We start from the raw sequence: 22,186 nt of genomic DNA, 5'->3' as shown, positions 1-22,186 counted from the left end.
CCCCAGGGGCGGGATACTGGAGTCATGCGGTTGACGGTCTTCTGGCAGCGGATGGCGGAACACTTCGGTCCGGGGTACGCCGACACCTTCGCGCGCGATCACGTCATGGCGGAGCTGGACGGGCACACCGTGCACGGGGCCCTGGACGCCGGCTGGGACGCGAAGGACGTGTGGCGCGTGGTCTGCACGGTCATGGACGTGCCGGGCGAGCGACGCTGACGCCATCCCGGCGGTGGCCACCCTCCAGACCCTCCTCCGGAGCCGGAGGAGTCGGCGTAGGCCGGGGCCTCGGCGTCCCGCCTGTTTGCAGTACGTCAGCCTTCACTACGTCAGTCTTCAATACGTCAGTACCGCCCACACCCCCGCGCCGGCGACGGCTGCCGCGTAACAGCCGACCGCCGTGGCCATGAGCCGCCCGCGCGTGCGTTCGTCCCAAGGCGAGCGGGACAGCAGCCAGGCCAGTGCGGGCAGGACGAGCACCGCGTGCAGGCTCACACCGTGCAACGGCTTCAGCGGGGCCGTCGAGTGGTAGGCGGCCTCCTGGTGACCGGTCCTCGTCAGCACGACCCCGCGCGCGATCATCGCCGCTCCGGAGGCCAGCGCCACCAGCAGGATCGCGAACCCGGAGCGGATCGCGAGCGGCATACCGGCCGGCCCTGCCGGCCGGCGCCGGAAGGACGCGACGGCGAAGACCGTGAGCAGGACCACCAGGACAGCGCCGCCCGCCGCGAGCGTCATCGACACCGCGGTGTCGAAGGGGGTCTCCATGTTCAGGTGCGAGGGCACCCGGCGCCACGCCTGGAGGGTGATCCCGCCGACCTCCACCACACAGTCGGCGGCGAGGACGAGCAGCAGCACCGAGCGCAGCCGCGGGCCGATGCGCAGATACGACGTGACCCAGGTGAGCGCGATCAGCGTCAGCCCGAAGGAGAGCCCGAAGGTGACGGGCTTGCGCCAGGAGACGGGGCCGTCCCAGGAGCCGCCGTCGACCGCGAACACCACCAGGTGCATGAGACCGGACAGCACGAGCAGCAGCCCCGTCGCCTGACAGAGGCGGTCGACGACACGCGGATTCTCCATGGGCCCAGGCTCCCGGGGAGCGGTCCGCGCGGTCGTCGTACGGCCGAAGGCACCCGTCGTACGCCCCGGGGAGTAAGGGCGCCCGCACCCGGGATCAGGGGGAGACCGCAGCCAGGGCAGGTGATCCACCTGCTCAACGGCTCCGGTCACGGACGAGCCGTCGCAGCGCTGTCCGCGCGGGTGGGCCCCACGTGGGTTTGCCGCCCGGGCGGCCGCGGACGCCGGCCTCTCCGATACGGAGGCCGCTGAGGGCTTGCAGCACTGCCCAGCCCCGGGCGCGGCGCAGTGTCGCGGGGTCCGGGGCGGGCCGGTATGCGGCGTGGAAGCGGTCGGCGGCGCCGTCCGGCAGCAGTACCCAAGCGGCGGCGAGGTCGCAGGCCGGATCGCCGGTACAGAGGTCGCCGAAGTCGATCACACCGCAGAACGTGCCGTCCGAGGTGAGGACGTTGGCCGGGTGCAGGTCGCCGTGGAGCCACACGGCCGGGCCCGCCCAGGAGGGCGCGGCGACGGCGTCCTCCCAGACCGCGCGGACGGCACCGGGGTCGGGGACCAGCCCCAGTTCGACGGCCGAGGCGAGGTGCTCGGCGAACTGATCGGCGCGGCCGGGCAGCGGCCCGCCGCGGCCTCGGCCGGCGGGCGCCGCGCCGGGGGCGGGCCGGTGCAGAGCCGTCAGGAAGGCGGCCAGGGCGTCGGCCGACGCCGCGGCGCTCGTGGCGGGGGCACGGTCGGCGGGTGCGCCCGGCACCCACGTGGCGACGATCCAGGGACGCGGAAACCGCACGGAGGGCTCGCCGAGGCGCTGCGGGACGGGGACCGGCAGGGGAAGGCGCGGGGCGAGGGCGGGCAGCCAGGCGTACTCCTTGCGCAGCAGCGCGTCCGCGGTCCGCGTCGCCCAGGGCAGCCGGACGGCCAGGTCGTCGCCGAGTCGCCAGAGCTGGTTGTCCCAGCCGCGTGCGCCGAGCCGCAACGGGCGATCGGCCAGATCGGGGTGCTGGTCGCGCAGCAGATCCCGGACCAGCTCCGCGGTGATCTCGCTCTCCGTGTGGGTCATGCGGAGCGACGATAGGCGCGTGGCTGTCGCTCCGGGCGGCTTCCCGGGCCGCGGGCCGCCGGCGGCCTTGACTCCCGGGTTCCGGTGCCGCTGAATCCCGGGTTCCGGTGCCGCTCTGAGTGCTTGACATGGAAATCGAACATCCATTCTCATGGAGGTTCAGGCGAAGCTTTCGGTAGTGGGTTCGTCCCGTTTCGCGGGCAGAAGTCCCTCGGTTATCCACAGGCTGGACCTGCGTCGGGGCGCATTGTCAGTGGCAGGCGTTAGCGTCTTTGACGTGAAGCGATCGACTCAAGCAAACCGGGTGGAACCCATGGCAGGAACCGACCGCGAGAAGGCGCTCGACGCCGCGCTCGCGCAGATTGAACGGCAATTCGGCAAGGGCGCGGTCATGCGCATGGGCGAGCGGTCGAAGGAGCCCATCGAGGTCATCCCGACGGGGTCGACCGCACTCGACGTCGCCCTCGGCGTCGGCGGCCTGCCGCGCGGCCGTGTCGTGGAGATCTACGGACCGGAGTCCTCCGGTAAGACCACGCTGACCCTGCACGCCGTGGCCAACGCCCAGAAGGCCGGCGGCCAGGTCGCCTTCGTGGACGCGGAGCACGCCCTCGACCCCGAGTACGCGCGCAAGCTCGGCGTCGACATCGACAATCTGATCCTCTCCCAGCCGGACAACGGCGAGCAGGCCCTGGAGATCGTGGACATGCTGGTCCGCTCCGGTGCCCTGGACCTCATCGTCATCGACTCCGTCGCCGCGCTCGTCCCGCGCGCGGAGATCGAGGGCGAGATGGGCGACAGCCACGTCGGTCTGCAGGCCCGTCTGATGAGCCAGGCGCTGCGGAAGATCACCAGCGCGCTCAACCAGTCCAAGACCACCGCGATCTTCATCAACCAGCTCCGCGAGAAGATCGGCGTGATGTTCGGTTCCCCGGAGACCACGACCGGTGGCCGGGCGCTGAAGTTCTACGCCTCGGTGCGCATCGACATCCGCCGCATCGAGACCCTGAAGGACGGCACGGAGGCGGTCGGTAACCGCACCCGCTGCAAGGTCGTCAAGAACAAGGTGGCCCCGCCCTTCAAGCAGGCCGAGTTCGACATCCTCTACGGCCAGGGCATCAGCCGCGAGGGCGGCCTGATCGACATGGGAGTGGAGCACGGCTTCGTCCGCAAGGCCGGCGCCTGGTACACGTACGAGGGCGACCAGCTCGGCCAGGGCAAGGAGAACGCGCGCAACTTCCTCAAGGACAACCCCGACCTGGCCAACGAGATCGAGAAGAAGATCAAGGAGAAGCTGGGCGTCGGTGTCCGGCCGGAGGAGCCCGCCGCCGAGCCCGGCGCGGACGCCGCGGTCACCACCACGCCCGCCGACGACACCAAGGCGGCACCCGCCCCGGCAGCCGCCAAGGCCGCCAAGCCCAAGGCCGCCACAGCCAAGAGCTGACCCGTGACACGACGAACCGACTGGGCCGAGTACGAGTACGCCACCCCCGGTGCCCCACGGGGGAGGGGCACCGGGGGCCACCCGGACTCCGCCTCAGGCGGTGACGACGGATACCGGGACGACGGCCGGGACAGCCGAGACGGTCGAGACGATCGTGGGGGACACGGGCACGGGGGGTACGACGCACACGACGAGTACCGCGGAACCGGGGGATACGCGGACAGCACGGGCACCCACCCGGGCACCAGGGACGACGGGCCGTACGGGGGCGGTTCGTTCGGCAGAGGTTCGGGCCGTGGCTCCGGCAACGGCGGCAGCGGCGGCGGCCCACGAGGCGGTCGGGGCCGTGGCCGGAGGGGGCGTGGCTTCGGGGACGCGCCCGGTGAGGACGAAGGCGCCCCTTCCTCGTCGAGGGCCGAGCGGGGGGAGTCTTCAGGGGACCCGGCTGAGCGGGCACGGGCGATCTGTCTGCGCCTGCTCACCGGGACCCCGCGCACCCGCAAGCAACTCGCGGACGCCCTGCGCAAGCGGGAGATCCCCGAGGACGTGGCCGAGGAGGTGCTGTCGCGGTTCGAGGAGGTCGGGCTGATCGACGACAGCGCGTTCGCGGACGCCTGGGTGGAGTCCCGGCACCACGGCCGCGGACTCGCGCGCCGGGCGCTCGCTCAGGAGCTGCGCACCAAGGGCGTCGATTCGGCACTGATCGACGAGGCCGTCTCCCAGCTCGACTCCGACCAGGAGGAGGCGACGGCTCGCGATCTCGTGTCCCGCAAGCTGTGCGCCACCCGCGGCCTCGACCGCGACAAGCGGCTGCGCCGCCTCGCCGGGATGCTCGCCCGCAAGGGCTACCCCGAGGGCATGGCCCTGCGCGTCGTCCGCCAAGCCCTGGAGGAAGAGGGCGAGGACACGGAGTTCCTGGGGGACGGGGACAGCTGAGCCCCGGGGCAGGGGGTGTCGCCGCCGAGGCGCCGTCCCCGCTGGGTGGTGTACGGCGCCCGCCCCGCCATCGCCTGTCTGCACGCCAACGCCGCCTGAACTCCCGTGCCCGGCACGGGAGTTCCGAACGGCTGCCGGTGCCGTCGCCGCTTGCCGGGGTTCGCGGACCCGGCCCGGCTCAGGCTCAGACCGTCGCCGGCTCCACCGGCAGTCCCTCCGCCCGCCATGCCTGGAAGCCGCCCACCAGGTCCGTGGCCCGGTGCAGGCCCAGCTGATGGAGGGAGGCCGCGGCGAGGCTGGAGGCGTAGCCCTCGTTGCAGAGCACCACGACACGCAGGTCATGGCCGGTGGCCTCGGGAAGACGATGGCTGCCTCGGGGGTCGAGGCGCCACTCCAGTTCATTGCGCTCGACGACCAGGGCGCCGGGGATCAGACCGTCCCGCTCGCGCAGGGCCGCGTACCGGATGTCGACCAGCAGCGCCTCACCCTTCCGCGCCGCCTCGTGCGCCTCCCGTGCCCCGATCCGCCGGTAGCCCGCGCGTATCCGCTCCAACAACTCGTCGATGCCGACCGGCTGTTCACCCGCACCGGCCGGACTTCCTGTGCCCGCCCGTGTCTTCTCCGTGCTTTTCTTTGTGCTCTTCTCCGTGGTCGTCTCCGTGCCGCTCACTGCCAGTCCTCCGGACGTTCGACCTGCTCCAGACGCAGGACATGACCGGTGCGGCTGTAGCGGCGGATGCGTGGCAGGGGCGGGTAGTAGGCGTGCACGGAGATCGCGTGCTCGTCCCGGGAGTCGTTGAGGACCTCATGGACATGGTGGCGGCCGAAGGCGCGCCCCTGGCCGGCGGGCAGCCCGCGTTCGCGGTCCACGTCCGGCGTGAGTTCCAGGGTCTTCCAGCCGTCGGTCGGCAGCCGGGCGGCGAGCGAGTACTCCTTGAGGGTGCCGGACGCCGTGAGGAACGCGCCGACCGAGTCGGCGTGGTCGTGCCAGCCGGTGCCGGTGCCGGGCGGCCAGCCGATCAGCCATGCCTCGCTGCCGCCCGGCCCCTCCAGCCGTACCCAGGTGCGGCCCTCCGGATCCAGCGGCAGGGAGGCGATCAACTCGGCGTCGGAGGCCGTACGCCGTACAAAGTTCAGGAGGTCCGCCTGGGTGGGGGCGGCGGAACCGACTTCAGGGGACACAGGAGCAGGGGAGGCAGACACGTACACCGTCCTGAGGAATGTTCGCGGAACGGGCGCATGACAGCGCCGGGAAGAAAGAGGGGATGCGAATTCAGCAGGACGGGCGACACACGCAGCCCGCATAGCGGACGAGGTCCATATGGACCCTCCGCCACAGGCGCACACAGGTGTCGGTCATGGTCCGGAGTACAGCACGCGCGTGCACGCCGGTCAACTCACCGTCACCATGTGGACAGACGGTGACACGCCCCCGGGTCAACGCGCCCCGGAAGCCGCCTGTGCCTCCTCCTGCACCGGGCCGCCCACCGCGGCCTCCCCCGCCTCGTACAGTTCGGCCGGCCGGACCCCGCTGAACGCGGTGACCAGGTGGCCGTCGGGGCGCACGAGCAGCACACTGTGCGCCGGCGCACCCGGGTAGCTCTCGGCGACCAGCAGTTCGGCGGGGTGGGGCAGCGCCGACACGGCCGCCGCGAGCCGGGGCATGACCCCGGCGGACGCCCAGTGCTTGCGGTCCCACACGCCCGTGCCCGGCGCGATCAGGACGACGAGCAGGGCACCGCGGCCGAACCGGTCGCGCAGCTGGACGAAGGAACCGTCCTCCGCGGTGACCTGTACATCGGCGACCGGTGCACCGGGCGGGGTGTCGACCGGGATCTCGCCCTCCAGCTGCCGGGTCGGCGCGAGCGGGGAGTCGTCGTATGCCGCCGGCGCACCCAGCGACCCGCGTCCCAGATGCCCGTCGGTGAGCAGCGCGTCATGGCCCCGTGCCGCGCCCGGGACCATCTGGCGCAGCCCACCGGAGCCGCGCAGCGCCGGCAACACCTGGTCGGCGGCGCGCAGCCGGGCGGCGACCACCGCGCGCCGTTCGGTCTGATAGCTGTCCAGCAAGGCCTCGTGCGGGCCGTGGTGCCAGGCCGCGGCGAGCTTCCAGGAGAGGTTGTCGACGTCCCTGAGGCCCTCGTCCAGCCCCTGGGCGCCGAGCGCGCCGAGCAGATGGGCGGAGTCCCCGGCGAGGAAGACCCGTCCGGCGCGCCACCGGCGGGCCAGGCGGTGGTGCACCGTGTGGACACCGGTGTCGAGCAGCTCGTACGTCGGTGTGGAGCCGTCCGCCCAGCCCGCGAGCGTCTCACGGATCCCGGTCACCAGGATCTCGGGCGTGACCAGTTCCTTGCCCGGCGGCAGCAGCCAGTCCAGGCGCCACACGCCGTCCGGGAGGGGGCGGGCGGTCACCTCCCCGGCCGAGGGCCCGGACTGCCGCCACGGCGGCATCCGATGGAGCAACGCCTGGCCCTCCCACGGAAGTTCCGCGCGCAGCGCGGCGACCGCGTGCCGTTCCACCGCCGTACGGCCCGGGAAGCGGATGTCCTGCAGTTTGCGCACGGTGGAGCGCGGTCCGTCGCAGCCGACCAGATAACTGCCGCGCCACCAGGTGCCGTTCTCGCCGCGGGTGTGCGCGGTGATGCCGGAACGCTCCTGCTCGATGGAGTCCAGACGGCTGTCCACGGCCGTCTTCACCAGCGGTTCGTCGGCGAGGACCGCGCGCAGGGCGGCCGTGAGGACGTGCTGGGCGATATGCAGCGGGGCGGCGGGGTCCGCCTCGTCGAAGGCGATCTCGCTCATCACCTGCCGGCGGCGCAGGGACCGCCATCCGGCCCAGCGCACGCCGTGATCACCGAGCGCGACCCCGGTCAGCCGCTCCAGCAGGGCGACCGTGCTCTCGCGCAGCACGACGGTGCGCGCGGGGCGGGGCTCGTCCTTGCCGGGGCCCTCGTCCAGGACGACGGTCGGCACCTCCTGGCGGGCCAGCGCCAGGGCGAGCGCGAGCCCGACGGGGCCCGCTCCGACGATGATCACCGGGTCCATGACGCGCCGCCCCCTGCCCGTGACGATGCCCTGACGGAGACAAGTGAACAGGAAGGCGGAGCGGGGTGCACGATCACACAACGTATGCAACCCATTGGCAGAGTTTGCGTCAAGTGACCAAGGGCAGTGGCGATCGTGCCACTGCCCCCGGATGGCTCAAGCCGTTTGAGCGGTCGTCAGTTCGCGTGGCCGCCGGCATCGCCGTCACGGTGCGGACCGCCGACCAGGCGGGCGCCGAGGTCCGGGCCGCCCGCGGCGCCCCCGGCGCCGGTCGCCGCCGTACCCGCGATGCCCGCCACGTCCTGGGCTCCCAGCACGGCGCCCGTCGACTTCTTCCCCTTCCGCAGCCGCTGTTCCAGCCAGCTCGCGAACGAGGTCAGGGAGAGGTTGATGACCAGGTAGATCACCGCCACGACGGTCAGAGAGGCGATGATGTTGCCGTAGTAGCCGGCCATCGTGTTGGCCGAGGTGAGCAGTTCGGGGAAGGTGAGGACCGCACCGCCGAGAGCGGTGTCCTTCACGATGACCACCAGCTGGCTGACGATGGCCGGGAGCATGACGGTGACCGCCTGCGGCAGTAGGACGAGCCGCATCATCTGGTTCTTGCGCAGGCCGATCGCCAGGGCCGCCTCGGACTGGCCCCTCGGCAGGGTGAGGATGCCCGCGCGGACGATCTCGGCGAGCACCGACGCGTTGTACAGCACCAGTCCGGTGACGACCGCGTAGAACGGACGGTCGTCCGAACTGACATCGGTGTACTGGGCGAAGAGCGCGAGCCCGAAGATCATCAGGACCAGAACGGGGATCGCGCGGAAGAACTCGACGACGATCGCGACCGGGATGCGCACCCATGCGTGGTCCGACAGCCGGGCTATGCCGAGGACGGCACCCAGCGGAAGCCCGATGACCATCGCCAGCGCGGCCGCCTCAAGGGTGTTCTCCAGACCGGGCCAGATGTACGTCGAGTACGCCTCGGTGCCGGACAGGAAGGGCTTCCACAACGACCAGGCCAGCTGCCCCTTGTCGTCGAGCTTCTTGTACACCCACCACAACAGGGCCGCGAAGGCGACCACGAAGAGGGCCGTGTACAGGATGTTGCGCCGCTTGGCTCGCGGGCCCTGGGCGTCGTACAGGACCGAGGTCATCGCTTCACCGCCACCTTCTTGCCGACCCAGCCGAGGATCAGACCGGTCGGCAGGGTCAGGCAGACGAACCCGAGGGCGATGACCGCGGAGATCGCCAGGAGCTGCGCCTCGTTCTCGATCATTTCCTTCATCAGGAATGCCGCCTCCGCCACGCCGATCGCGGCGGCCACCGTCGTGTTCTTCGTCAGGGCGATCAGCACGTTGGTCAGCGGGCCGATCGCGGCGCGGAACGCCTGCGGCAGCACGATCAGGCCCAGCACCTGCGTGAAGCTGAGACCGATGGCTCGCGCGGCCTCGGCCTGGCCGACGGGCACCGTGTTGATGCCGGAGCGGATCGCCTCACAGACGAAAGCCGAGGTGTAGACGATCAGACCGAGCACGGCCAGCCGGAAGCCCTGGACCTTGAAGTCGTCCGCGCCGAGGGTGATCCCCAGCGTCTGGCTGAGACCGAGCGAGGAGAACAGGATGATCACCGTGAGCGGGATGTTCCGCACGATGTTCACGTAGGCGGTGCCGAAACCGCGCATCAGCGGTACCGGACCCACCCGCATGGCGGCCAGCAGAGTGCCCCAGACCAGGGAGCCCACGGCCGACAGCAGCGTGAGCTGCACCGTCGTCCAGAAGGCGCCCAATACGTCGTACTTGTCAAGAAAGTCGAACACTGTCTCCCGCGCTTCCGCGTGTAAGGGTGCCGCGGTGCGCCGCCGCCGTCAGGAGCGACGGCGCACCGGCGGGCGCTGCCTCAGCTCTTGATGTCGCCGATCTTCGGGGCGGGCTCGTTCTTGTAGTTCGCCGGGCCGAAGTTCTTCTTCACGGCCGTCTCCCAGGAACCGTCGGAGACCATGTCCTCAAGAGCCTTGTTGATCTTGGCCTTGAGGGCGCTGCCCTTCTTGACGCCGATGCCGTAGTTCTCGTTCGTCATCTTGAGGCCGCCCAGCTTGAACTTGCCCTTGAACTGGGCCTGGGAGGCGTAACCCGCGAGGATCGAGTCGTCGGTGGTGAGAGCCTCGACGGCGCCGCTCTGCAGGCCCGACAGACAGGCCGAGTACGTCGGGTACGTCACGAGGTTGGTCTTGAGGGCAAGCTTGGCCTTGAGGTTCTGCGCCGAGGTCGAGCCGGTCACCGAACACAGCTTCTTGCCGTTCAGGTCCGCCGGCGCCTTGATCTTCGTGTCGTCCGCGCGCACCAGGATGTCCTGATGGGCCAGCAGATACGGGCCGGCGAAGTCGACCTTCTGCTGACGCTCCGGGGTGATCGAGTAGGTGGCGGCGATGAAGTCGACGTCACCGCGCTGCAGCATGGTCTCGCGGTCGGCGCTCTTCGACTGCTTCCACTCGATCTGGTCGGCGCTGTAACCGAGCTTCTTGGCGACATAGGTGGCCACGTCGACGTCGAAGCCCGAGTAGCCCTGCGGGGTCTGCTGGCCGAGGCCCGGCTGGTCGAACTTGATGCCGATGGCGATCTTCTTGCCGCCGGAGGAACCGCTGTCGTTCTTCTTGCCGCTGCACGCGGTGGCCGACACGGTGAGGGCGAGGACGGCGGCCGAGACGGCGGTGACCTTGCGGAGCTTCATGCTGAACATCCTTTGAATGGAGAGGGACGAGGTCCGTCGGAGAGCCGGCCCGCGGTGCGGCGGCCGCCCCCGTACCGTCAGTGGTGCAGGATCTTGGACAGGAAGTCCTTGGCCCGGTCGCTGCGCGGGTTGCTGAAGAACTGGTCCGGCGCGGCCTGTTCGACGATCCGGCCGTCGGCCATGAAGACGACACGGTTCGCGGCCGAGCGCGCGAATCCCATCTCGTGGGTGACGACGACCATCGTCATGCCCTCGCGGGCGAGTTGCTGCATGACCTCGAGGACCTCATTGATCATCTCGGGGTCGAGGGCGGAGGTCGGCTCGTCGAAGAGCATGACCTTCGGACCCATCGCCAGCGCCCGCGCGATGGCGACGCGCTGCTGCTGGCCGCCGGAGAGCTGGGCGGGGTACTTGTCGGCCTGGGTGCCCACGCCGACCCGGTCGAGCAGCGACCGGGCCTTCTCCTCGGCCTGCTTCTTCTCCGTCCTGCGGACCTTGAGCTGGCCCAGCATCACGTTCTCGAGCACGGTCTTGTGCGCGAACAGGTTGAAGGACTGGAAGACCATCCCGACGTCCGCCCGCAGCCGGGCCAGCTCCCTGCCCTCCTGGGGCAGCGACTTTCCGTCGATCGTGATGGTGCCCGAGTCGATCGTCTCCAGGCGGTTGATGGTGCGGCACAGGGTCGACTTTCCGGACCCGGAGGGCCCGATGACCACGACGACCTCGCCGCGGGCGATCGTCAGGTCGATGTCCTGGAGAACGTGCAACGCGCCGAAGTGCTTGTTGACGCTCTTCAGGACGACCAGTTCGTCGGACGTGACCGCGTCTTCCTTGGCCACCGATACTTCGGTCATCGCTCTCGGGCTCCGTCCTCCTCGGTTTCGGAGGACAGTAATGAGCGGCTGTGACCTGCGTCATCATATCTGAGGGAGATCTGAGCATCACGATCCGATAGCAATCGGACACGTGTCGTAGTACTTGTCTCCCCTGTGCGTATCGGCCGGATAACGGAAACGGCGGGCAACCGGAACCCTCTTGACGTCGTCCTTGTCCATCGGCGTCACTGCCATGGTGCACGCGCGCGTGGGCTACACGGCGCGCGCGAACCCAGACCGTACGAACACTGAACCGGAGGGGGCCGGGATGAGACTGCTGCTCGTCGAGGACGACAACCACGTCGCCGCGGCCCTGTCCGCCGTACTCGCGCGACACGGTTTCGACGTCACCCACGCGCGCAGCGGCGAGGAGGCCCTCCAGGCGCTCGTCCCCGAGGGCGACGGTTTCGGTGTGGTCCTGCTCGACCTGGGCCTGCCCGACCAGGACGGCTACGAGGTCTGCGGCAAGATACGCAAACGCACGGGCACCCCGGTGATCATGGTCACCGCCCGCTCCGACGTCCGCTCCCGTATCCACGGCCTCAACCTCGGCGCCGACGACTACGTGGTGAAGCCGTACGACACCGGGGAACTGCTCGCCCGCATCCACGCCGTCAGCCGGCGCAGCGTCCACGAGGAGCCGGGCCCCGGTGGCGACAGCTCCCTGCTGCTCGGTCCCGTGCGGATCGAACTGCCCACCCGGCAGGTCAGCGTGGACGGTTCGGTCGTCCAGCTGACCCGCAAGGAGTTCGACCTGCTCGCCCTGCTCGCGCAGCGTCCCGGCGTGGTCTTCCGGCGGGAACAGATCATCAGCGAGGTCTGGCGCACCAGCTGGGAGGGCACCGGGCGCACCCTGGAGGTGCATGTCGCCTCCCTGCGCGCCAAACTGCGCATGCCCGCCCTGATCGAGACCGTACGCGGCGTCGGCTACCGCCTCGTCGCCCCGGCCGCGTAGCGGGGACGGGTGCGCTCACGTCTGCTGCCGCTGCTCATCGTCCTGATGGCGGCCGTCCTCCTCGCCCTCGGACTGCCGCTCGCCGTCAGCCTGGCCGCCGCACAGCAGCAGAAGGTCGTCGTCGACCGCATCGACGACACGGCCCGCTTCGCGGCACTCGCCCAGTTCGTCACCGACGGGCCCAGAGGATCCCGCCGCACCAGCACCGACGAGCGCCTGGAAGCCCTGCGTGCCGAACTGGACAGCTACTACGGTGTCTACGGCATCCGCGCCGGTGTCTTCTACCGCAACGGCTCGGCCATGGCCAATGCCCCCGGCGACTGGTTCGTACCGTCGCGAGGGGAGATGCGGGAGGCCTTCGAGGAGTCGCTGCTCAGCCGGCGCAGCCACGACCCGAAGCAGGTGTGGCCCTGGCAGCGCAGCCGGCTGATCGTCGCCTCGCCGGTGATCCGGGACGGGGACGTCGTGGCGGTCGTGGTCACCGACTCGCCGACCGGCCAGATGCGTTCGCGGATCCTGCGCGGCTGGCTGCTCATCGGGGCCGGGGAGAGCGCGGCGATGCTGCTGGCCGTCGGCGCGGCGCTGCGGCTGACCGGCTGGGTGCTCAGGCCCGTGCGCGTCCTGGACGCCACCACGCACGACATCGCCACCGGACGGCTGAAGTCCCGGGTCGCGGCCGCCGGCGGGCCGCCGGAACTCAGACGGCTGGCCCGGTCGTTCAACGAGATGGCGGACAACGTCGAGGACGTGCTGGAGCAGCAGCGCGCCTTCGTCGCCGACGCCTCGCACCAACTGCGCAACCCGCTCTCGGCGCTGCTGCTGCGTATCGAACTGCTTGCCCTCGAACTCCCCGAGGGCAACGAGGAGATCGCCTCGGTCCGCACCGAGGGCAAGCGCCTCGCGCAGGTCCTGGACGACCTGCTCGACCTGGCGCTCGCCGAGCACGCCGAGGCGGACCTGGGCCTGACCGACATCGGCGCGCTTGCCGATGAGCGGGTCGCCGCCTGGTCCCCGGCCGCCGGGGCCAAGGGCGTCCGGCTGACCGGGGACTGTCCGCCCACGACCGCCTGGGCGGACCCGGTCACGCTGTCCAGCGCCCTGGACGCGGTGATCGACAACGCCGTGAAGTTCACCCCCGAGGGCGGCACGGTGGAGGTCGCCGTCGCTTCGAACGGCGACATGTCCACGATCGTCGTCACCGACACGGGACCCGGCCTCACCGAGGAGGAACTCGCGCGCGTGGGCGACCGCTTCTGGCGTAGCGGCCGGCACCAGAACATCAAGGGCTCCGGCCTCGGCCTGTCCATCACGCGCGCCCTGCTCATGGCGGGCGGCGGCTCGATCGCCTACGGCCATCACGAGCCCCGGGGCCTGCGCGTCACGGTGACGGTGCCCCGGCACGGGGAGCCCTGACCCACACCCTGACCCACGGGGCAGCGCGGGCCGGACGGGGCCGGGGGCCGGCAGCGGTGGCACGGCGCGGCGGGCGACCCCGCCCGCCGGTCCTCCAGACCTGCTCGGGCTACGGCTTCATCGAGCGGTAGTAGCGGCGGGCGCCCTCCTGGAGGGGCAGCGGGTCGGTGTAGATGGCGGTGCGCAGGTCGACCAGCTGGGCGGAGTGGACATGGGCGCCGATGCCGTCGCGGCTCTTGATGACCGTACGGGTCACCCATTCGGCCAGCCGGGGATCGATGTCCGCGCGGGTCATCAGGATGTTGGACACGGCGATCGTCGGGACTTCGCTGCCCTGCTGCACGGCCGGATAGGCCGACTCGGGGATGTTGGTGGCCCGGTAGTAGCGCGCCTCCTGGCCCTCGTCGTGCAGCTTGCCGACCAGGTCGCCGTCGATCGGTACGAACGTGAAGGCGGACTTCTTCGCCAGCTCGACCAGCCCCTTGGTGGGCAGGCCGCCCGACCAGAAGAAGGCGTCGATCTTGTGCTGGCGCAGCTGGTCGGGCCCGGTGTCGATGCCGTCCGCGACCGGGGTGATGTCCTTGCGCGGGTCGATGCCGGAGGCCTTGAGCACCCGGTCGGCTATCAGCCGCACCCCGGAGTCGGGCAGCCCGATCGCCACCCGCTTGTGCCGCAGGTCCGCGACACTGTGGATGCCGGAGCCGCCGCGCGCGATGAGATGCACGTAGTCGTCGTAGAGCCGGGCCACCCCGCGCAGCCGCTCTGCGCCGCTGCGGTGCTCCAGCGCGTACGTCTCCACCGCGTCGGCCGCCGCGATGGTGAAGTCGGCCTTGCCGGTCGCCACCCGCTGCACGTTCTCCTGCGATCCCGCGCTGTTGAGCAGCTTCACCTTCAGGCCGGGCATGTCCTTGGCGAACTCGGCGCGCAGCCGCTCGCCGTACTCCTGGTACACCCCTCGGGGAGTGCCTGTACTGAAGACGATCGTCCCGCTCGGCGGCTTCTCGCTCAGCGGCAGCAGCCACCACAGCAACAGCCCGAGCACGACGGCACCGGCGGCCGCGGCCGGCAGCGCCCGGCGTCTGCCGATCCGGGGGAACACCTTGGACATGCGGCGATCCTGCCAGGCCGGGCGCGGCGCTGACCAGGGCCGGGGTCACTCCGAGACGGGGGAAGGCGGCCGGGAGCGGTCCGGGAGGGGTCCGGGAGGCGTCCGGAAGCGGCCCGGGAGCGGTCCGGAACGCGGTTCGGAACTCGGTCCGCGGGCGGTGTCGGTGGCGGCCGTTAGAGTCGGCGCATGAGTACTTCACCCGCCGATCTCGTCCAGGAGTTCCACCGCGCCTTCGGCCTCGACGCCCGCAGTACGCCGACGGAGGTGGACCCCGAACTGGCCGCGCACCGTGGGGAACTGCTCGCCGAGGAGGCCGCGGAAGTCGCCGAGGTCGCGGTCGACGGCCCGCTGGACAAGCTCGCGCACGAACTGGCGGACGTGGTCTATGTGGCGTACGGCACGGCGCTGGTCCACGGAATCGACCTCGACCAGGTGATCGCCGAGATCCACCGGGCCAACATGAGCAAGCTCGGCCCGGACGGGCAGGTCGCCCGCCGGGCCGACGGCAAGGTCCTCAAGGGGGAGCACTATCGCGCACCGGACGTGTCGTCCGTACTGCGCCACCAGGGCTGGATACCGGCGGCACGGACCGGCGCTTCGGAACAGAGCGCCTAGATCGGAACAGAACGCCTGGATCGGAACAGACGCCTGGAGGAGGATCCGGAGCCGGGCGCGGGTCAGAACGTGCCGGCCGCCAGCTTCCACTCGCGGTGCAACGCGCCCAGCGGGATGCTCCGTTGGATGATCGGTGTCCCGAAGACGGACAGCTGGAGCCGCAGGGTCCCGGACAAGTCGACCCCGCCGTACACACTCCAGGCGCCCTTGCTCTTCGCCGGGGTGCCGGCGGAGCCGGTGGTGACGGTGCCGGCGGCCTCGCCGCGCAGATACGGAGCCAGGTCGGCGCTGACACCCACGGCGCCGTAGAGGCCGACCGAGGCCTCGGCGCCGAGCGCCGTCTTCAGGCTTCCGTCGGTGCTGACGGAGGCGTGCACGGGGGTGCTCTTCATGGTCGAGGAGCTGACCGGCGTCCAGCCCTTGGCCGGGCCGAAGGTGCCGCCCGCCTTGAAGGCGCCCTTGAGGCTCTGCTGGACATCGACGGTGACCCGCCCGTCGGCGCTGATCTGGACATAACAGGTCAGGTCGAGGTTGACGACGACGGGGACGGGGCCGACCTGGAGGACCGGATCGGCGTGCAGCTTGGCGAACGGGATCCGCAGCGCGGTGCCGGTCGTCGCGGCGGCCCGGCCCTTGACCGCCCAGCCGGAGGTCCAGTCGCCGGACACACCGAGGTAGGCGGAGCCGGGTGGTGCGTCGGTACCGGAGCCGCCGTAGGCGAAGTCGACCTTCGGGGCGACCTGGACGAAGCCCTTCACCGAGGCGCCGGCCGAGGCCGGGGCGCCCTGGGCCGTCGGTATACCGGCGCTCACATCGAGCCGGAGGCTGCCGAGCGGCACTGTCGCACCCTTCGGGCCGACATGCACGTCACCGGTCTTCGCCCAGGACACCTTCACATCGGGCAGCAGCTTGTCCACGGCGAAGGACGACGGGTCGACCGGCACGTCACCCTTGGCCGTGTCATCGCCGAGCAGCGCGTTCAGTGCGGCGGGCTCCGTCTGCACCTCGGTGCCGCCGTGGGTCTCGCCGATCACCTTGGTCACCTTGGCGAGCAGCCCGTGCGGTGCCCCGGGCGCGGGCGCACTGGCGATCACATCGCCGACGGCGGCCTGGTGCGGGGCACCGGAAGGGCTCGGGGAGGCGGAGTGGGAGCGAGAGGGGGAGGCAGAGGCGGAGAGAGAGGGGGAGGGGGAGTCCGTTGGGGATCCGGACGAACTCCCGTGGCGGGCAGGCTTGTCGGAGAGCACGGCTCGCCGGGTGTGGCTGTCGTAGGCGCTGATGGCAAGCCCGGTTCTGCGCGCGTGCTGCCCGGAGCCGGCCGGTCCGGCCGTGGCGGTCGCGGTAGTGGCGGGCGCCGCCGCGACGGTGAGCGAGTGGTCCGTGCCGTCGGCGGGCCCGTCGACGACCTCGATCTGCCGGCCGTGCCCGGCGGTTGAGGACGGTTCGGCGTGCGGCGTGGTCGAGGAGCAGGCCGCGGCGAGGAAGAGGCTGGTCACGGCGAAGGCGGGCAGCAGGGCACGTCTGTGCCGCATGCGTCGGTGCATGGTGGGTCCCGTGTGCGGTGGGGGGTGGCAGAGAGGTACCGGGCCGACGGTCCACTCGGGGTTCGTACCGGCCGGTAACTCGTGGTGAGCCATGAGCATCCCATGCGCCCCTGCGCGATTCCCTCACAATCCGGCCACACCTCAACGTGAGCTGTGACACGGCGAGTTCGCGTCATACGCGACCGAAAGCCCGGGTTTCGGTGGCACATTGAAGACCGGCCGCCGCCTCGGGTGCGGACGGCGGCCGGTGCGGCCAGTGCGGCCGGGGGACGGCGCGGAGCCACGAGGACGGCCAACCCGCTCGGGAGCCGGCGGTGTCCCTCCGCAGGCTCAGTGACCGGCCAGGCCCCTGCCGCCCAGGCGGGTCAACAGGGCCGACAGCAGCGCGATGTCCTCGACGCTCCACGCGGCTGGGGCGAAGACCTCGGCGGCGGTCTCCTCGGCTGTGGTGACCATCTCCTTCAGCCGTCGCCGGCCCGTCGGGGTCAGCGAGGCGTAGGCCACGCGCGCGTCCCGGGCGTCCGCCTCGCGGGTCACCAGGCCGATCCGCTCCAGCGGGGCCAGCCCGCGTGTGACCCCGGAGGCCGTCAGGCCCAGTGCCCCGGCGAGGTCCACCCGGCGCATCCGGCCGCCGGGCGCCTGTCCCAGCCGGAGCAGCAGGGTGAAGTCGGTGAGGCTGACACCGTGCAGGCCGCTCAGCCGGGAGTCGAAGCGCCGCACGAGCGCCGCCTGGGCCCGTACCAGCCGCAGCGTCGCGTCCAGGGAGTCACTCATCGCCGCCGCCACCGTCTGCCCCGGCGTCATGGCCGGGATTCATTGCCATCTCCTTGAGTAGTCAAGTTTATAGGCCTTGGAAGTACGCCGCTTCATGAGCCGCTGGAACGTGCCGCGCGCCGCTGCCGCTTGCCCATCGGCGCCTGGGAGAGGTCTTCGGCGGTGGAGCGGAGGTTCTTGAAGCTGTAGCCGCGCTCGGCGAGCCAGCCGCGCGCCGCCGCCTCGGCCCGCTCGGTCGCCTCCAGGATGTCCTCCTCTTCCTCCCCGGCGGCGGAGAAGCGGAAGACGAAGGCCGGCCTGGCGGCGATGTCGTAGGTGAGGGTGCCCTCGGGTGCGAAGGCGGCACGCAGCACGTCGTGCTCGGCGGCGCCGGCCAGCAGCGCGGCCCGCTGCGCTTCGGTGAGGCCGTCGAAGGCGCCGCGGACGGTGATCCGGAAAGTGCGAGTACTCATGGCGCGACCCTAGGCACAGCGAGCACGCCGGCTCCACGGGGTTTCCGAAGGCCGCCGGGGCCGTGGGCGGCCTCGGTGTAGCTTCGCTCCATCATGAGGATGCGCATTCTGAGGTTCGGCTTGTACGCGGACGAGCAGGGGCTGGCATGGGTCAGGGAACTCGTCGACCGGGCGGTCGGGTGCCGGAGTGCCACGGCCGTCAAGGCGGACGTTGCGTGCACCTCTCCTGATAGTGACCTGGCGACTGCTGAAATCTATGGCTTTCTGGCGGAGCAGTGGGCCTTCGAGCATCCTGGCCATCACAGCGGGGAGCGGGAAGTGGTTGAGCTGCGCGTCCACTTGGCGTGTTCCCTGCGGACGTGGCGGGCGATCCGCAAGGCAGTGATCAAGTCGTTGTGCCCGGAAGGAACGGCGCCGCACGCTTGCCGTGTTCCATGGTTCGCCGGCTGAGCTGATGGACGGTTCTCGGCGTCCTGGGCGGATTCGTGGACGTCGGAAGCCGCGCAGCCACGCACACGCTTCGCTGGGCCGACTGCGCGTCGTCCGTCCGCTCCTGATCGCTGATCACACCGGCCTTGGCCGACCGGATATCGAGTGAGCCAGGACTTGAATCGTGCCGGTGTCGGTTGAAGTGCTAGTCGCCGACCACGTGCTGGGTGGCTTCGGCGAGACCCTGCTCGCTGCCGAGGTCGAAGTAGCTGCCGCGGCCGACGGTTACGGCGACGGGCTGGGAACGGACGACTTCCAGCAGCCCGTCAGTGAGCCGGTATTCCCCCGACTCTTCGTGCGTGGCCAATGTGGCCAGCACGGAAAGGAATTCTCCGGGAAAGGCGTACCTGCTGATATTGATCAGAGCCTGGCCGCCGTCGGCCGGCCGGCTGTCCTTCTCGATGAGATCCGTCAGCACCAGTCGGCCGTCGGCCTCGGCCGTTTGGAGGCGGCCATAGCGCTCCAGAGCGGCCTTGGTGACCGGCTGGCCCACGAGCGCGTATCCTCCCGCGGCTTGGCGCCCCAGCTCCGCCAGGGTCGACCAGCCGGGCTCGTCCACGAGCAGGTCGTCGCTGGAGAGGTAGAAGAAGCTGTCGCCGGCGACGAAGTCCTCGGCGAGCATCACGGGCAGCGCGGTTCCGTAGCTGTCTTCCAGGGACTGCTCGATGAAAGTGATCGAGGGGACGGAGCTGATCTCGTCCAGAGCGCGCGCCTTCTCCGCCCACCCGCGTCGGTTCAGCAGGGCACGAAGCTCACTGTCGTCTCCGTAGTACCGCTGGATCTGCGTGCTGCCCTTGCGCACCACGATGGCGATCTCTTCGACGCCGGCAGCAGCGCACTCCCGGACGACGTAGTCGATCGTGGGCCGGCGGCCGATGGGCAGCATCGCCTTCTCGACCACCTTCGTGATCGGGAACATGCGCGTCCCCAGTCCCGCGGCGGCGATGACGGCCTTTCGGACGGTGGTCACAGTGGAACTCCTCGCATCATGACTCCAGGTGCGCCGGGCACGGCCAGGCCGTCCGCCGGCTCCAGCCGCGCATCACGTGATACGTGGCGTCGCCGCCTCCGGCACGGACCTCGGCGAACTGATCACGATAACGTTCCGCGTCCGACAGCTCCGCGACGTGTGATCCCCCCGCCACCCTGTCGTCCGCTCGGCCCTGAGCACCGCTCGCAGCGGACCTCGGCCGGTCCTCCGCTCTGGATCACTGTCCGCTGCGCCGAGGCGTGATGAGGGATTGTCCCCGCGGCCGGCCGTCCCGGTGCGGTTCCCGCACCGCCTACCCTTGACTCATGACCAGCAGCGACCGGAGCCCCGCAGTGGACGTTCAAGCACCCAAGAGTTACGAGATCCGCACCTATGGGTGCCAGATGAACGTCCACGATTCCGAGCGCCTGGCCGGGCTCCTCGAAGAGGCCGGTTACGTGCGGGCGCCCGAGGGGGCGGACGGGGACGCCGACGTGGTCGTGTTCAACACGTGCGCCGTGCGTGAGAACGCCGACAACCGGCTGTACGGCAACCTCGGCCGGCTCGCACCGAGGAAGGCCTCACGGCCCGGCATGCAGATCGCGGTCGGCGGCTGCCTCGCCCAGAAGGACCGCGACACCATCGTGAAGAAGGCGCCCTGGGTGGACGTCGTCTTCGGCACGCACAACATCGGCAAGCTGCCGGTCCTCCTGGAGCGCGCCCGCGTGCAGGAGGAGGCGCAGGTCGAGATCGCCGAGTCGCTGGAGGCCTTCCCGTCCACGCTGCCGACCCGGCGCGAGAGCGCCTACGCGGCCTGGGTGTCGATCTCCGTCGGCTGCAACAACACCTGCACCTTCTGCATCGTCCCGGCCCTGCGCGGCAAGGAGAAGGACCGCCGGCCCGGAGACATCCTCGCCGAGGCCGAGGCGCTGGTGGCGGAAGGCGTCAGCGAGATCACGCTGCTCGGGCAGAACGTCAACGCCTACGGCTCCGACATCGGCGACCGTGAGGCCTTCAGCAAGCTGCTGCGCGCCTGCGGGAACATCGAGGGCCTGGAGCGGGTCCGCTTCACCTCCCCGCACCCGCGCGACTTCACGGACGACGTCATCGCCGCCATGGCCGAGACCCCGAACGTGATGCCGCAGCTGCACATGCCGCTGCAGTCCGGCTCGGACACCGTACTGAAGGCGATGCGCCGCTCCTACCGGCAGGAGCGCTACCTCGGGATCATCGAGAAGGTGCGGGCGGCCATCCCGCACGCCGCGATCACCACCGACATCATCGTGGGCTTCCCGGGAGAGACGGAAGAGGACTTCGAGCAGACCCTGCACGTCGTCCGCGAGGCGCGCTTCGCGCAGGCCTTCACCTTCCAGTACTCCAAGCGCCCGGGCACCCCGGCCGCGACCATGGACAACCAGATCCCCAAGGAAGTCGTCCAGGCGCGCTACGAGCGGCTCGTCGCCCTCCAGGAGGAGATCTCCTGGGAGGAGAACAAGAAGCAGGTCGGCCGCACCCTGGAGCTGATGGTCGCCGAGGGCGAGGGCCGCAAGGACGGCGCCACGCACCGGCTCTCCGGCCGCGCCACCGACAACCGCCTCGTCCACTTCACCAAGCCGGAGCAGGACGTCCGCCCCGGCGACGTGGTCACCGTCGAGGTGACCTACGCCGCCCCGCACCACCTCCTGGCCGAGGGACCCGTCCTCGCCGTGCGCCGCACGCGCGCCGGGGACGCCTGGGAGAAGCGCACCGCCGCCGAGTCCGTCAAGCCGGCGGGTGTGATGCTGGGCCTGCCGAAGATCGGCGTCCCGGAGCCGCTGGCGGCGGTGGCGACCGGCTGCGGCTGCGACTGACGGACCTGCCCCTGAGGGTGATCGATCCGGCCGATCTGCGCACGGAGGGCTGAGTCGGGCGTCGTACGGCGTTAACCTGCCGACCATGTTGGTAGCCGCTGCCGTCTGCCCCTGCCCGCCGTTGCTCGTGCCCGAGGTCGCCGCGGGTGCCGCACCCGAGATGGACGCCGCGCGCGCGGCCTGTACCGACGCGCTCGGTGTGCTCGCCGCCGCCCGCCCGGACCTCCTGGTGGTGCTCGGACCCGCCGAGCAGAGCCGACGGGGATCGTTTCCGCAGGGCGCCCGGGGATCTTTCCGGGGCTTCGGGGTCGATCTCGACGTACGCCTCGGCCCGGCGACGGACACCCCCGGCGAGCGCGAGCTGCCGCCGTCGCTCGCCGTCGCCGCATGGCTGCTGGAACGCACGGGCTGGTCGGATGCCCCGATCGAGGGGCTCGGTGTCGGGGAGCCGCTCGCGCCCGAGCGGTGTGCCGACGCCGGACGGGAGCTGGCCGTCCGGGCCGGGCGGACGGCGGTGCTGGTGATGGGAGACGCCAGCGCGTGCCGCACGCTCAAGGCGCCCGGATACCTGGACGAGCGGGCGGCACCCTTCGACGCGGAGGTCGCGCGCGTGCTGGGCGCGGCGGACGTGGCGGGCGTCAAGGCGCTGGACGCCGAGCTGGCCTATGAACTGAAGGCCTCCGGCCGGGCCCCCTGGCAGGTCCTGGCCGGCGCCGCCGAAGACGCGAACCTCAGCGGCTCGCTGCTGTACGAGGCCGCACCGTACGGCGTGGGCTACGTGGTGGCTACCTGGTCGTAACGGGCCTCGCGCCCCCGCGCACCGCGCCTTTGTGCCCAGCCCCCGCGCCCCCGCGCCCCCGCGCCCCCGCG

The 22,186-nt window shown here is 71.0% G+C and carries 24 protein-coding genes; 9 read left to right on the top strand and 15 right to left on the bottom strand.

The genetic code is table 11. From position 1 onward, the window contains the following. Positions 1-24: 24 nt before the first annotated feature. On the top strand, positions 25-219 hold the full coding sequence (locus IE277_RS24685; RefSeq protein ID WP_189955875.1) for a DUF3046 domain-containing protein: 195 nt from the start codon (positions 25-27) through the stop codon (positions 217-219). Positions 220-336: 117 nt separating this feature from the next. On the opposite strand, the gene IE277_RS24680 is transcribed toward IE277_RS24685, so the two are convergent. Together IE277_RS24680 and IE277_RS24675 are read right to left on the bottom strand one after the other, a co-directional pair. Further along, positions 337-1,080 carry a hypothetical protein gene (locus tag IE277_RS24680; protein ID WP_189955874.1) on the bottom strand — a complete coding sequence of 248 codons (744 nt, stop codon included), beginning with the start codon at positions 1,078-1,080 and terminating at the stop codon, positions 337-339. 133 nt (positions 1,081-1,213) lie between these two features. After that, positions 1,214-2,131, bottom strand: a complete 918-nt coding sequence (locus IE277_RS24675; RefSeq protein ID WP_189955873.1) for an aminoglycoside phosphotransferase family protein — start codon at positions 2,129-2,131, stop codon at positions 1,214-1,216. Between the two features lie 313 nt (positions 2,132-2,444). Here IE277_RS24675 and recA point away from each other — a divergent pair, with 313 nt between their 5' ends. Together recA and recX are read left to right on the top strand one after the other, a co-directional pair. Continuing rightward, complete coding sequence (gene recA / locus IE277_RS24670; RefSeq protein ID WP_189955872.1) at positions 2,445-3,572, top strand: recombinase RecA; 1,128 nt, start codon at positions 2,445-2,447, stop codon at positions 3,570-3,572. Positions 3,573-3,575: 3 nt separating this feature from the next. After that, positions 3,576-4,508, top strand: a complete 933-nt coding sequence (gene recX / locus IE277_RS24665) for a recombination regulator RecX (RefSeq protein ID WP_189955871.1) — start codon at positions 3,576-3,578, stop codon at positions 4,506-4,508. A gap of 184 nt (positions 4,509-4,692) precedes the next feature. Here recX and IE277_RS24660 read toward each other — a convergent pair whose 3' ends face one another. The 8 genes from IE277_RS24660 to IE277_RS24630 all read right to left on the bottom strand — a co-directional run bounded on the left by IE277_RS24660 (position 4,693) and on the right by IE277_RS24630 (position 11,125). Continuing rightward, positions 4,693-5,073: a rhodanese-like domain-containing protein gene (locus tag IE277_RS24660; RefSeq protein WP_229881946.1), complete on the bottom strand. Its 381-nt coding sequence runs from the start codon at positions 5,071-5,073 to the stop codon at positions 4,693-4,695. Between the two features lie 101 nt (positions 5,074-5,174). Beyond that, positions 5,175-5,711: a cupin domain-containing protein gene (locus IE277_RS24655; RefSeq protein WP_373310859.1), complete on the bottom strand. Its 537-nt coding sequence runs from the start codon at positions 5,709-5,711 to the stop codon at positions 5,175-5,177. 70 nt (positions 5,712-5,781) lie between these two features. Then, positions 5,782-5,829 (bottom strand): hypothetical protein, encoded by a 48-nt coding sequence (locus tag IE277_RS49610; RefSeq protein WP_309506048.1) that lies wholly within the window; start codon positions 5,827-5,829, stop codon positions 5,782-5,784. Positions 5,830-5,945: 116 nt separating this feature from the next. Next, positions 5,946-7,553 carry an FAD-dependent monooxygenase gene (locus IE277_RS24650; RefSeq protein ID WP_189955868.1) on the bottom strand — a complete coding sequence of 536 codons (1,608 nt, stop codon included), beginning with the start codon at positions 7,551-7,553 and terminating at the stop codon, positions 5,946-5,948. Positions 7,554-7,729: 176 nt separating this feature from the next. Continuing rightward, on the bottom strand, positions 7,730-8,698 hold the full coding sequence (locus IE277_RS24645; RefSeq protein WP_189955867.1) for an amino acid ABC transporter permease: 969 nt from the start codon (positions 8,696-8,698) through the stop codon (positions 7,730-7,732). After that, positions 8,695-9,360, bottom strand: a complete 666-nt coding sequence (locus IE277_RS24640; RefSeq protein ID WP_189955866.1) for an amino acid ABC transporter permease — start codon at positions 9,358-9,360, stop codon at positions 8,695-8,697. The genes IE277_RS24645 and IE277_RS24640 overlap by 4 nt, the downstream gene beginning before the upstream one ends. An 80-nt stretch (positions 9,361-9,440) precedes the next feature. Continuing rightward, positions 9,441-10,271, bottom strand: coding sequence for a glutamate ABC transporter substrate-binding protein (locus tag IE277_RS24635; RefSeq protein ID WP_189955865.1), 831 nt, complete (start codon positions 10,269-10,271; stop codon positions 9,441-9,443). A gap of 77 nt (positions 10,272-10,348) precedes the next feature. Further along, complete coding sequence (locus tag IE277_RS24630) at positions 10,349-11,125, bottom strand: amino acid ABC transporter ATP-binding protein (RefSeq protein WP_189955864.1); 777 nt, start codon at positions 11,123-11,125, stop codon at positions 10,349-10,351. Positions 11,126-11,414: 289 nt separating this feature from the next. Here IE277_RS24630 and IE277_RS24625 point away from each other — a divergent pair, with 289 nt between their 5' ends. Together IE277_RS24625 and IE277_RS24620 are read left to right on the top strand one after the other, a co-directional pair. After that, positions 11,415-12,101, top strand: a complete 687-nt coding sequence (locus IE277_RS24625; RefSeq protein WP_189955863.1) for a response regulator transcription factor — start codon at positions 11,415-11,417, stop codon at positions 12,099-12,101. A 9-nt stretch (positions 12,102-12,110) separates the two neighbouring features. Beyond that, the gene (locus IE277_RS24620; RefSeq protein WP_189955862.1) at positions 12,111-13,514 is read left to right on the top strand and encodes a sensor histidine kinase; all 1,404 of its coding nucleotides are present in this window, start codon (positions 12,111-12,113) and stop codon (positions 13,512-13,514) included. A gap of 109 nt (positions 13,515-13,623) precedes the next feature. On the opposite strand, the gene IE277_RS24615 is transcribed toward IE277_RS24620, so the two are convergent. Then, positions 13,624-14,622, bottom strand: a complete 999-nt coding sequence (locus tag IE277_RS24615) for a TAXI family TRAP transporter solute-binding subunit (RefSeq protein ID WP_189955861.1) — start codon at positions 14,620-14,622, stop codon at positions 13,624-13,626. 186 nt (positions 14,623-14,808) lie between these two features. Here IE277_RS24615 and IE277_RS24610 point away from each other — a divergent pair, with 186 nt between their 5' ends. Further along, positions 14,809-15,237, top strand: a complete 429-nt coding sequence (locus tag IE277_RS24610; RefSeq protein WP_189955860.1) for a pyrophosphohydrolase domain-containing protein — start codon at positions 14,809-14,811, stop codon at positions 15,235-15,237. Positions 15,238-15,299: 62 nt separating this feature from the next. Here the strand turns inward: IE277_RS24610 and IE277_RS24605 are convergent, their stop codons facing one another. From IE277_RS24605 to IE277_RS24595, 3 genes are all read right to left on the bottom strand, one after another. Further along, positions 15,300-16,769 carry a hypothetical protein gene (locus IE277_RS24605; protein ID WP_229881943.1) on the bottom strand — a complete coding sequence of 490 codons (1,470 nt, stop codon included), beginning with the start codon at positions 16,767-16,769 and terminating at the stop codon, positions 15,300-15,302. A 342-nt stretch (positions 16,770-17,111) separates the two neighbouring features. Continuing rightward, entirely contained in the window at positions 17,112-17,585 is a 474-nt protein-coding gene (locus IE277_RS24600) for a MarR family winged helix-turn-helix transcriptional regulator (RefSeq protein WP_229881942.1), read from the bottom strand. 62 nt (positions 17,586-17,647) lie between these two features. Continuing rightward, a complete protein-coding gene (locus tag IE277_RS24595; protein ID WP_189955858.1) occupies positions 17,648-18,007 on the bottom strand; it encodes a DUF6204 family protein in 360 nt (119 codons plus the stop codon). 99 nt (positions 18,008-18,106) lie between these two features. Between IE277_RS24595 and IE277_RS24590 the strand changes: the two genes are divergently transcribed. Beyond that, positions 18,107-18,457: a hypothetical protein gene (locus IE277_RS24590; RefSeq protein WP_229881941.1), complete on the top strand. Its 351-nt coding sequence runs from the start codon at positions 18,107-18,109 to the stop codon at positions 18,455-18,457. Between the two features lie 184 nt (positions 18,458-18,641). Here the strand turns inward: IE277_RS24590 and IE277_RS24585 are convergent, their stop codons facing one another. Continuing rightward, positions 18,642-19,466: a sugar phosphate nucleotidyltransferase gene (locus IE277_RS24585; protein ID WP_189955856.1), complete on the bottom strand. Its 825-nt coding sequence runs from the start codon at positions 19,464-19,466 to the stop codon at positions 18,642-18,644. Positions 19,467-19,792: 326 nt separating this feature from the next. Here IE277_RS24585 and miaB point away from each other — a divergent pair, with 326 nt between their 5' ends. Both miaB and IE277_RS24575 read left to right on the top strand, forming a co-directional pair. Further along, a complete protein-coding gene (miaB, locus tag IE277_RS24580; RefSeq protein WP_189955855.1) occupies positions 19,793-21,316 on the top strand; it encodes a tRNA (N6-isopentenyl adenosine(37)-C2)-methylthiotransferase MiaB in 1,524 nt (507 codons plus the stop codon). 85 nt (positions 21,317-21,401) lie between these two features. After that, positions 21,402-22,115 (top strand): class III extradiol dioxygenase subunit B-like domain-containing protein, encoded by a 714-nt coding sequence (locus IE277_RS24575; protein WP_189955854.1) that lies wholly within the window; start codon positions 21,402-21,404, stop codon positions 22,113-22,115. Positions 22,116-22,186 lie beyond the last annotated feature (71 nt).

Source organism: Streptomyces alanosinicus, from assembly GCF_014650595.1.
GTDB lineage: Bacteria > Actinomycetota > Actinomycetes > Streptomycetales > Streptomycetaceae > Streptomyces > Streptomyces alanosinicus.
The sequence above is the reverse complement of the archived record's forward strand: the minus strand, read 5'-3'. Positions and strand labels throughout refer to the sequence as shown.

Bases quoted from the DNA above. Each gene is read 5' to 3' on its own strand.
- IE277_RS24685 (WP_189955875.1), top strand. From the start codon at position 25: ATGCGGTTGACGGTCTTCTGGCAGCGGATGGCGGAACACTTCGGTCCG.
- IE277_RS24680 (WP_189955874.1), bottom strand. From the start codon at position 1,080: ATGGAGAATCCGCGTGTCGTCGACCGCCTCTGTCAGGCGACGGGGCTG.
- IE277_RS24675 (WP_189955873.1), bottom strand. From the start codon at position 2,131: ATGACCCACACGGAGAGCGAGATCACCGCGGAGCTGGTCCGGGATCTG.
- recA (WP_189955872.1), top strand. From the start codon at position 2,445: ATGGCAGGAACCGACCGCGAGAAGGCGCTCGACGCCGCGCTCGCGCAG.
- IE277_RS24650 (WP_189955868.1), bottom strand. From the start codon at position 7,553: ATGGACCCGGTGATCATCGTCGGAGCGGGCCCCGTCGGGCTCGCGCTC.
- IE277_RS24645 (WP_189955867.1), bottom strand. From the start codon at position 8,698: ATGACCTCGGTCCTGTACGACGCCCAGGGCCCGCGAGCCAAGCGGCGC.
- IE277_RS24635 (WP_189955865.1), bottom strand. From the start codon at position 10,271: ATGAAGCTCCGCAAGGTCACCGCCGTCTCGGCCGCCGTCCTCGCCCTC.
- IE277_RS24630 (WP_189955864.1), bottom strand. From the start codon at position 11,125: ATGACCGAAGTATCGGTGGCCAAGGAAGACGCGGTCACGTCCGACGAA.
- IE277_RS24625 (WP_189955863.1), top strand. From the start codon at position 11,415: ATGAGACTGCTGCTCGTCGAGGACGACAACCACGTCGCCGCGGCCCTG.
- IE277_RS24615 (WP_189955861.1), bottom strand. From the start codon at position 14,622: ATGTCCAAGGTGTTCCCCCGGATCGGCAGACGCCGGGCGCTGCCGGCC.
- IE277_RS24610 (WP_189955860.1), top strand. From the start codon at position 14,809: ATGAGTACTTCACCCGCCGATCTCGTCCAGGAGTTCCACCGCGCCTTC.
- IE277_RS24605 (WP_229881943.1), bottom strand. From the start codon at position 16,769: ATGCGGCACAGACGTGCCCTGCTGCCCGCCTTCGCCGTGACCAGCCTC.
- IE277_RS24600 (WP_229881942.1), bottom strand. From the start codon at position 17,585: ATGACGCCGGGGCAGACGGTGGCGGCGGCGATGAGTGACTCCCTGGAC.
- IE277_RS24595 (WP_189955858.1), bottom strand. From the start codon at position 18,007: ATGAGTACTCGCACTTTCCGGATCACCGTCCGCGGCGCCTTCGACGGC.
- IE277_RS24590 (WP_229881941.1), top strand. From the start codon at position 18,107: ATGCGCATTCTGAGGTTCGGCTTGTACGCGGACGAGCAGGGGCTGGCA.
- miaB (WP_189955855.1), top strand. From the start codon at position 19,793: ATGACCAGCAGCGACCGGAGCCCCGCAGTGGACGTTCAAGCACCCAAG.
- IE277_RS24575 (WP_189955854.1), top strand. From the start codon at position 21,402: ATGTTGGTAGCCGCTGCCGTCTGCCCCTGCCCGCCGTTGCTCGTGCCC.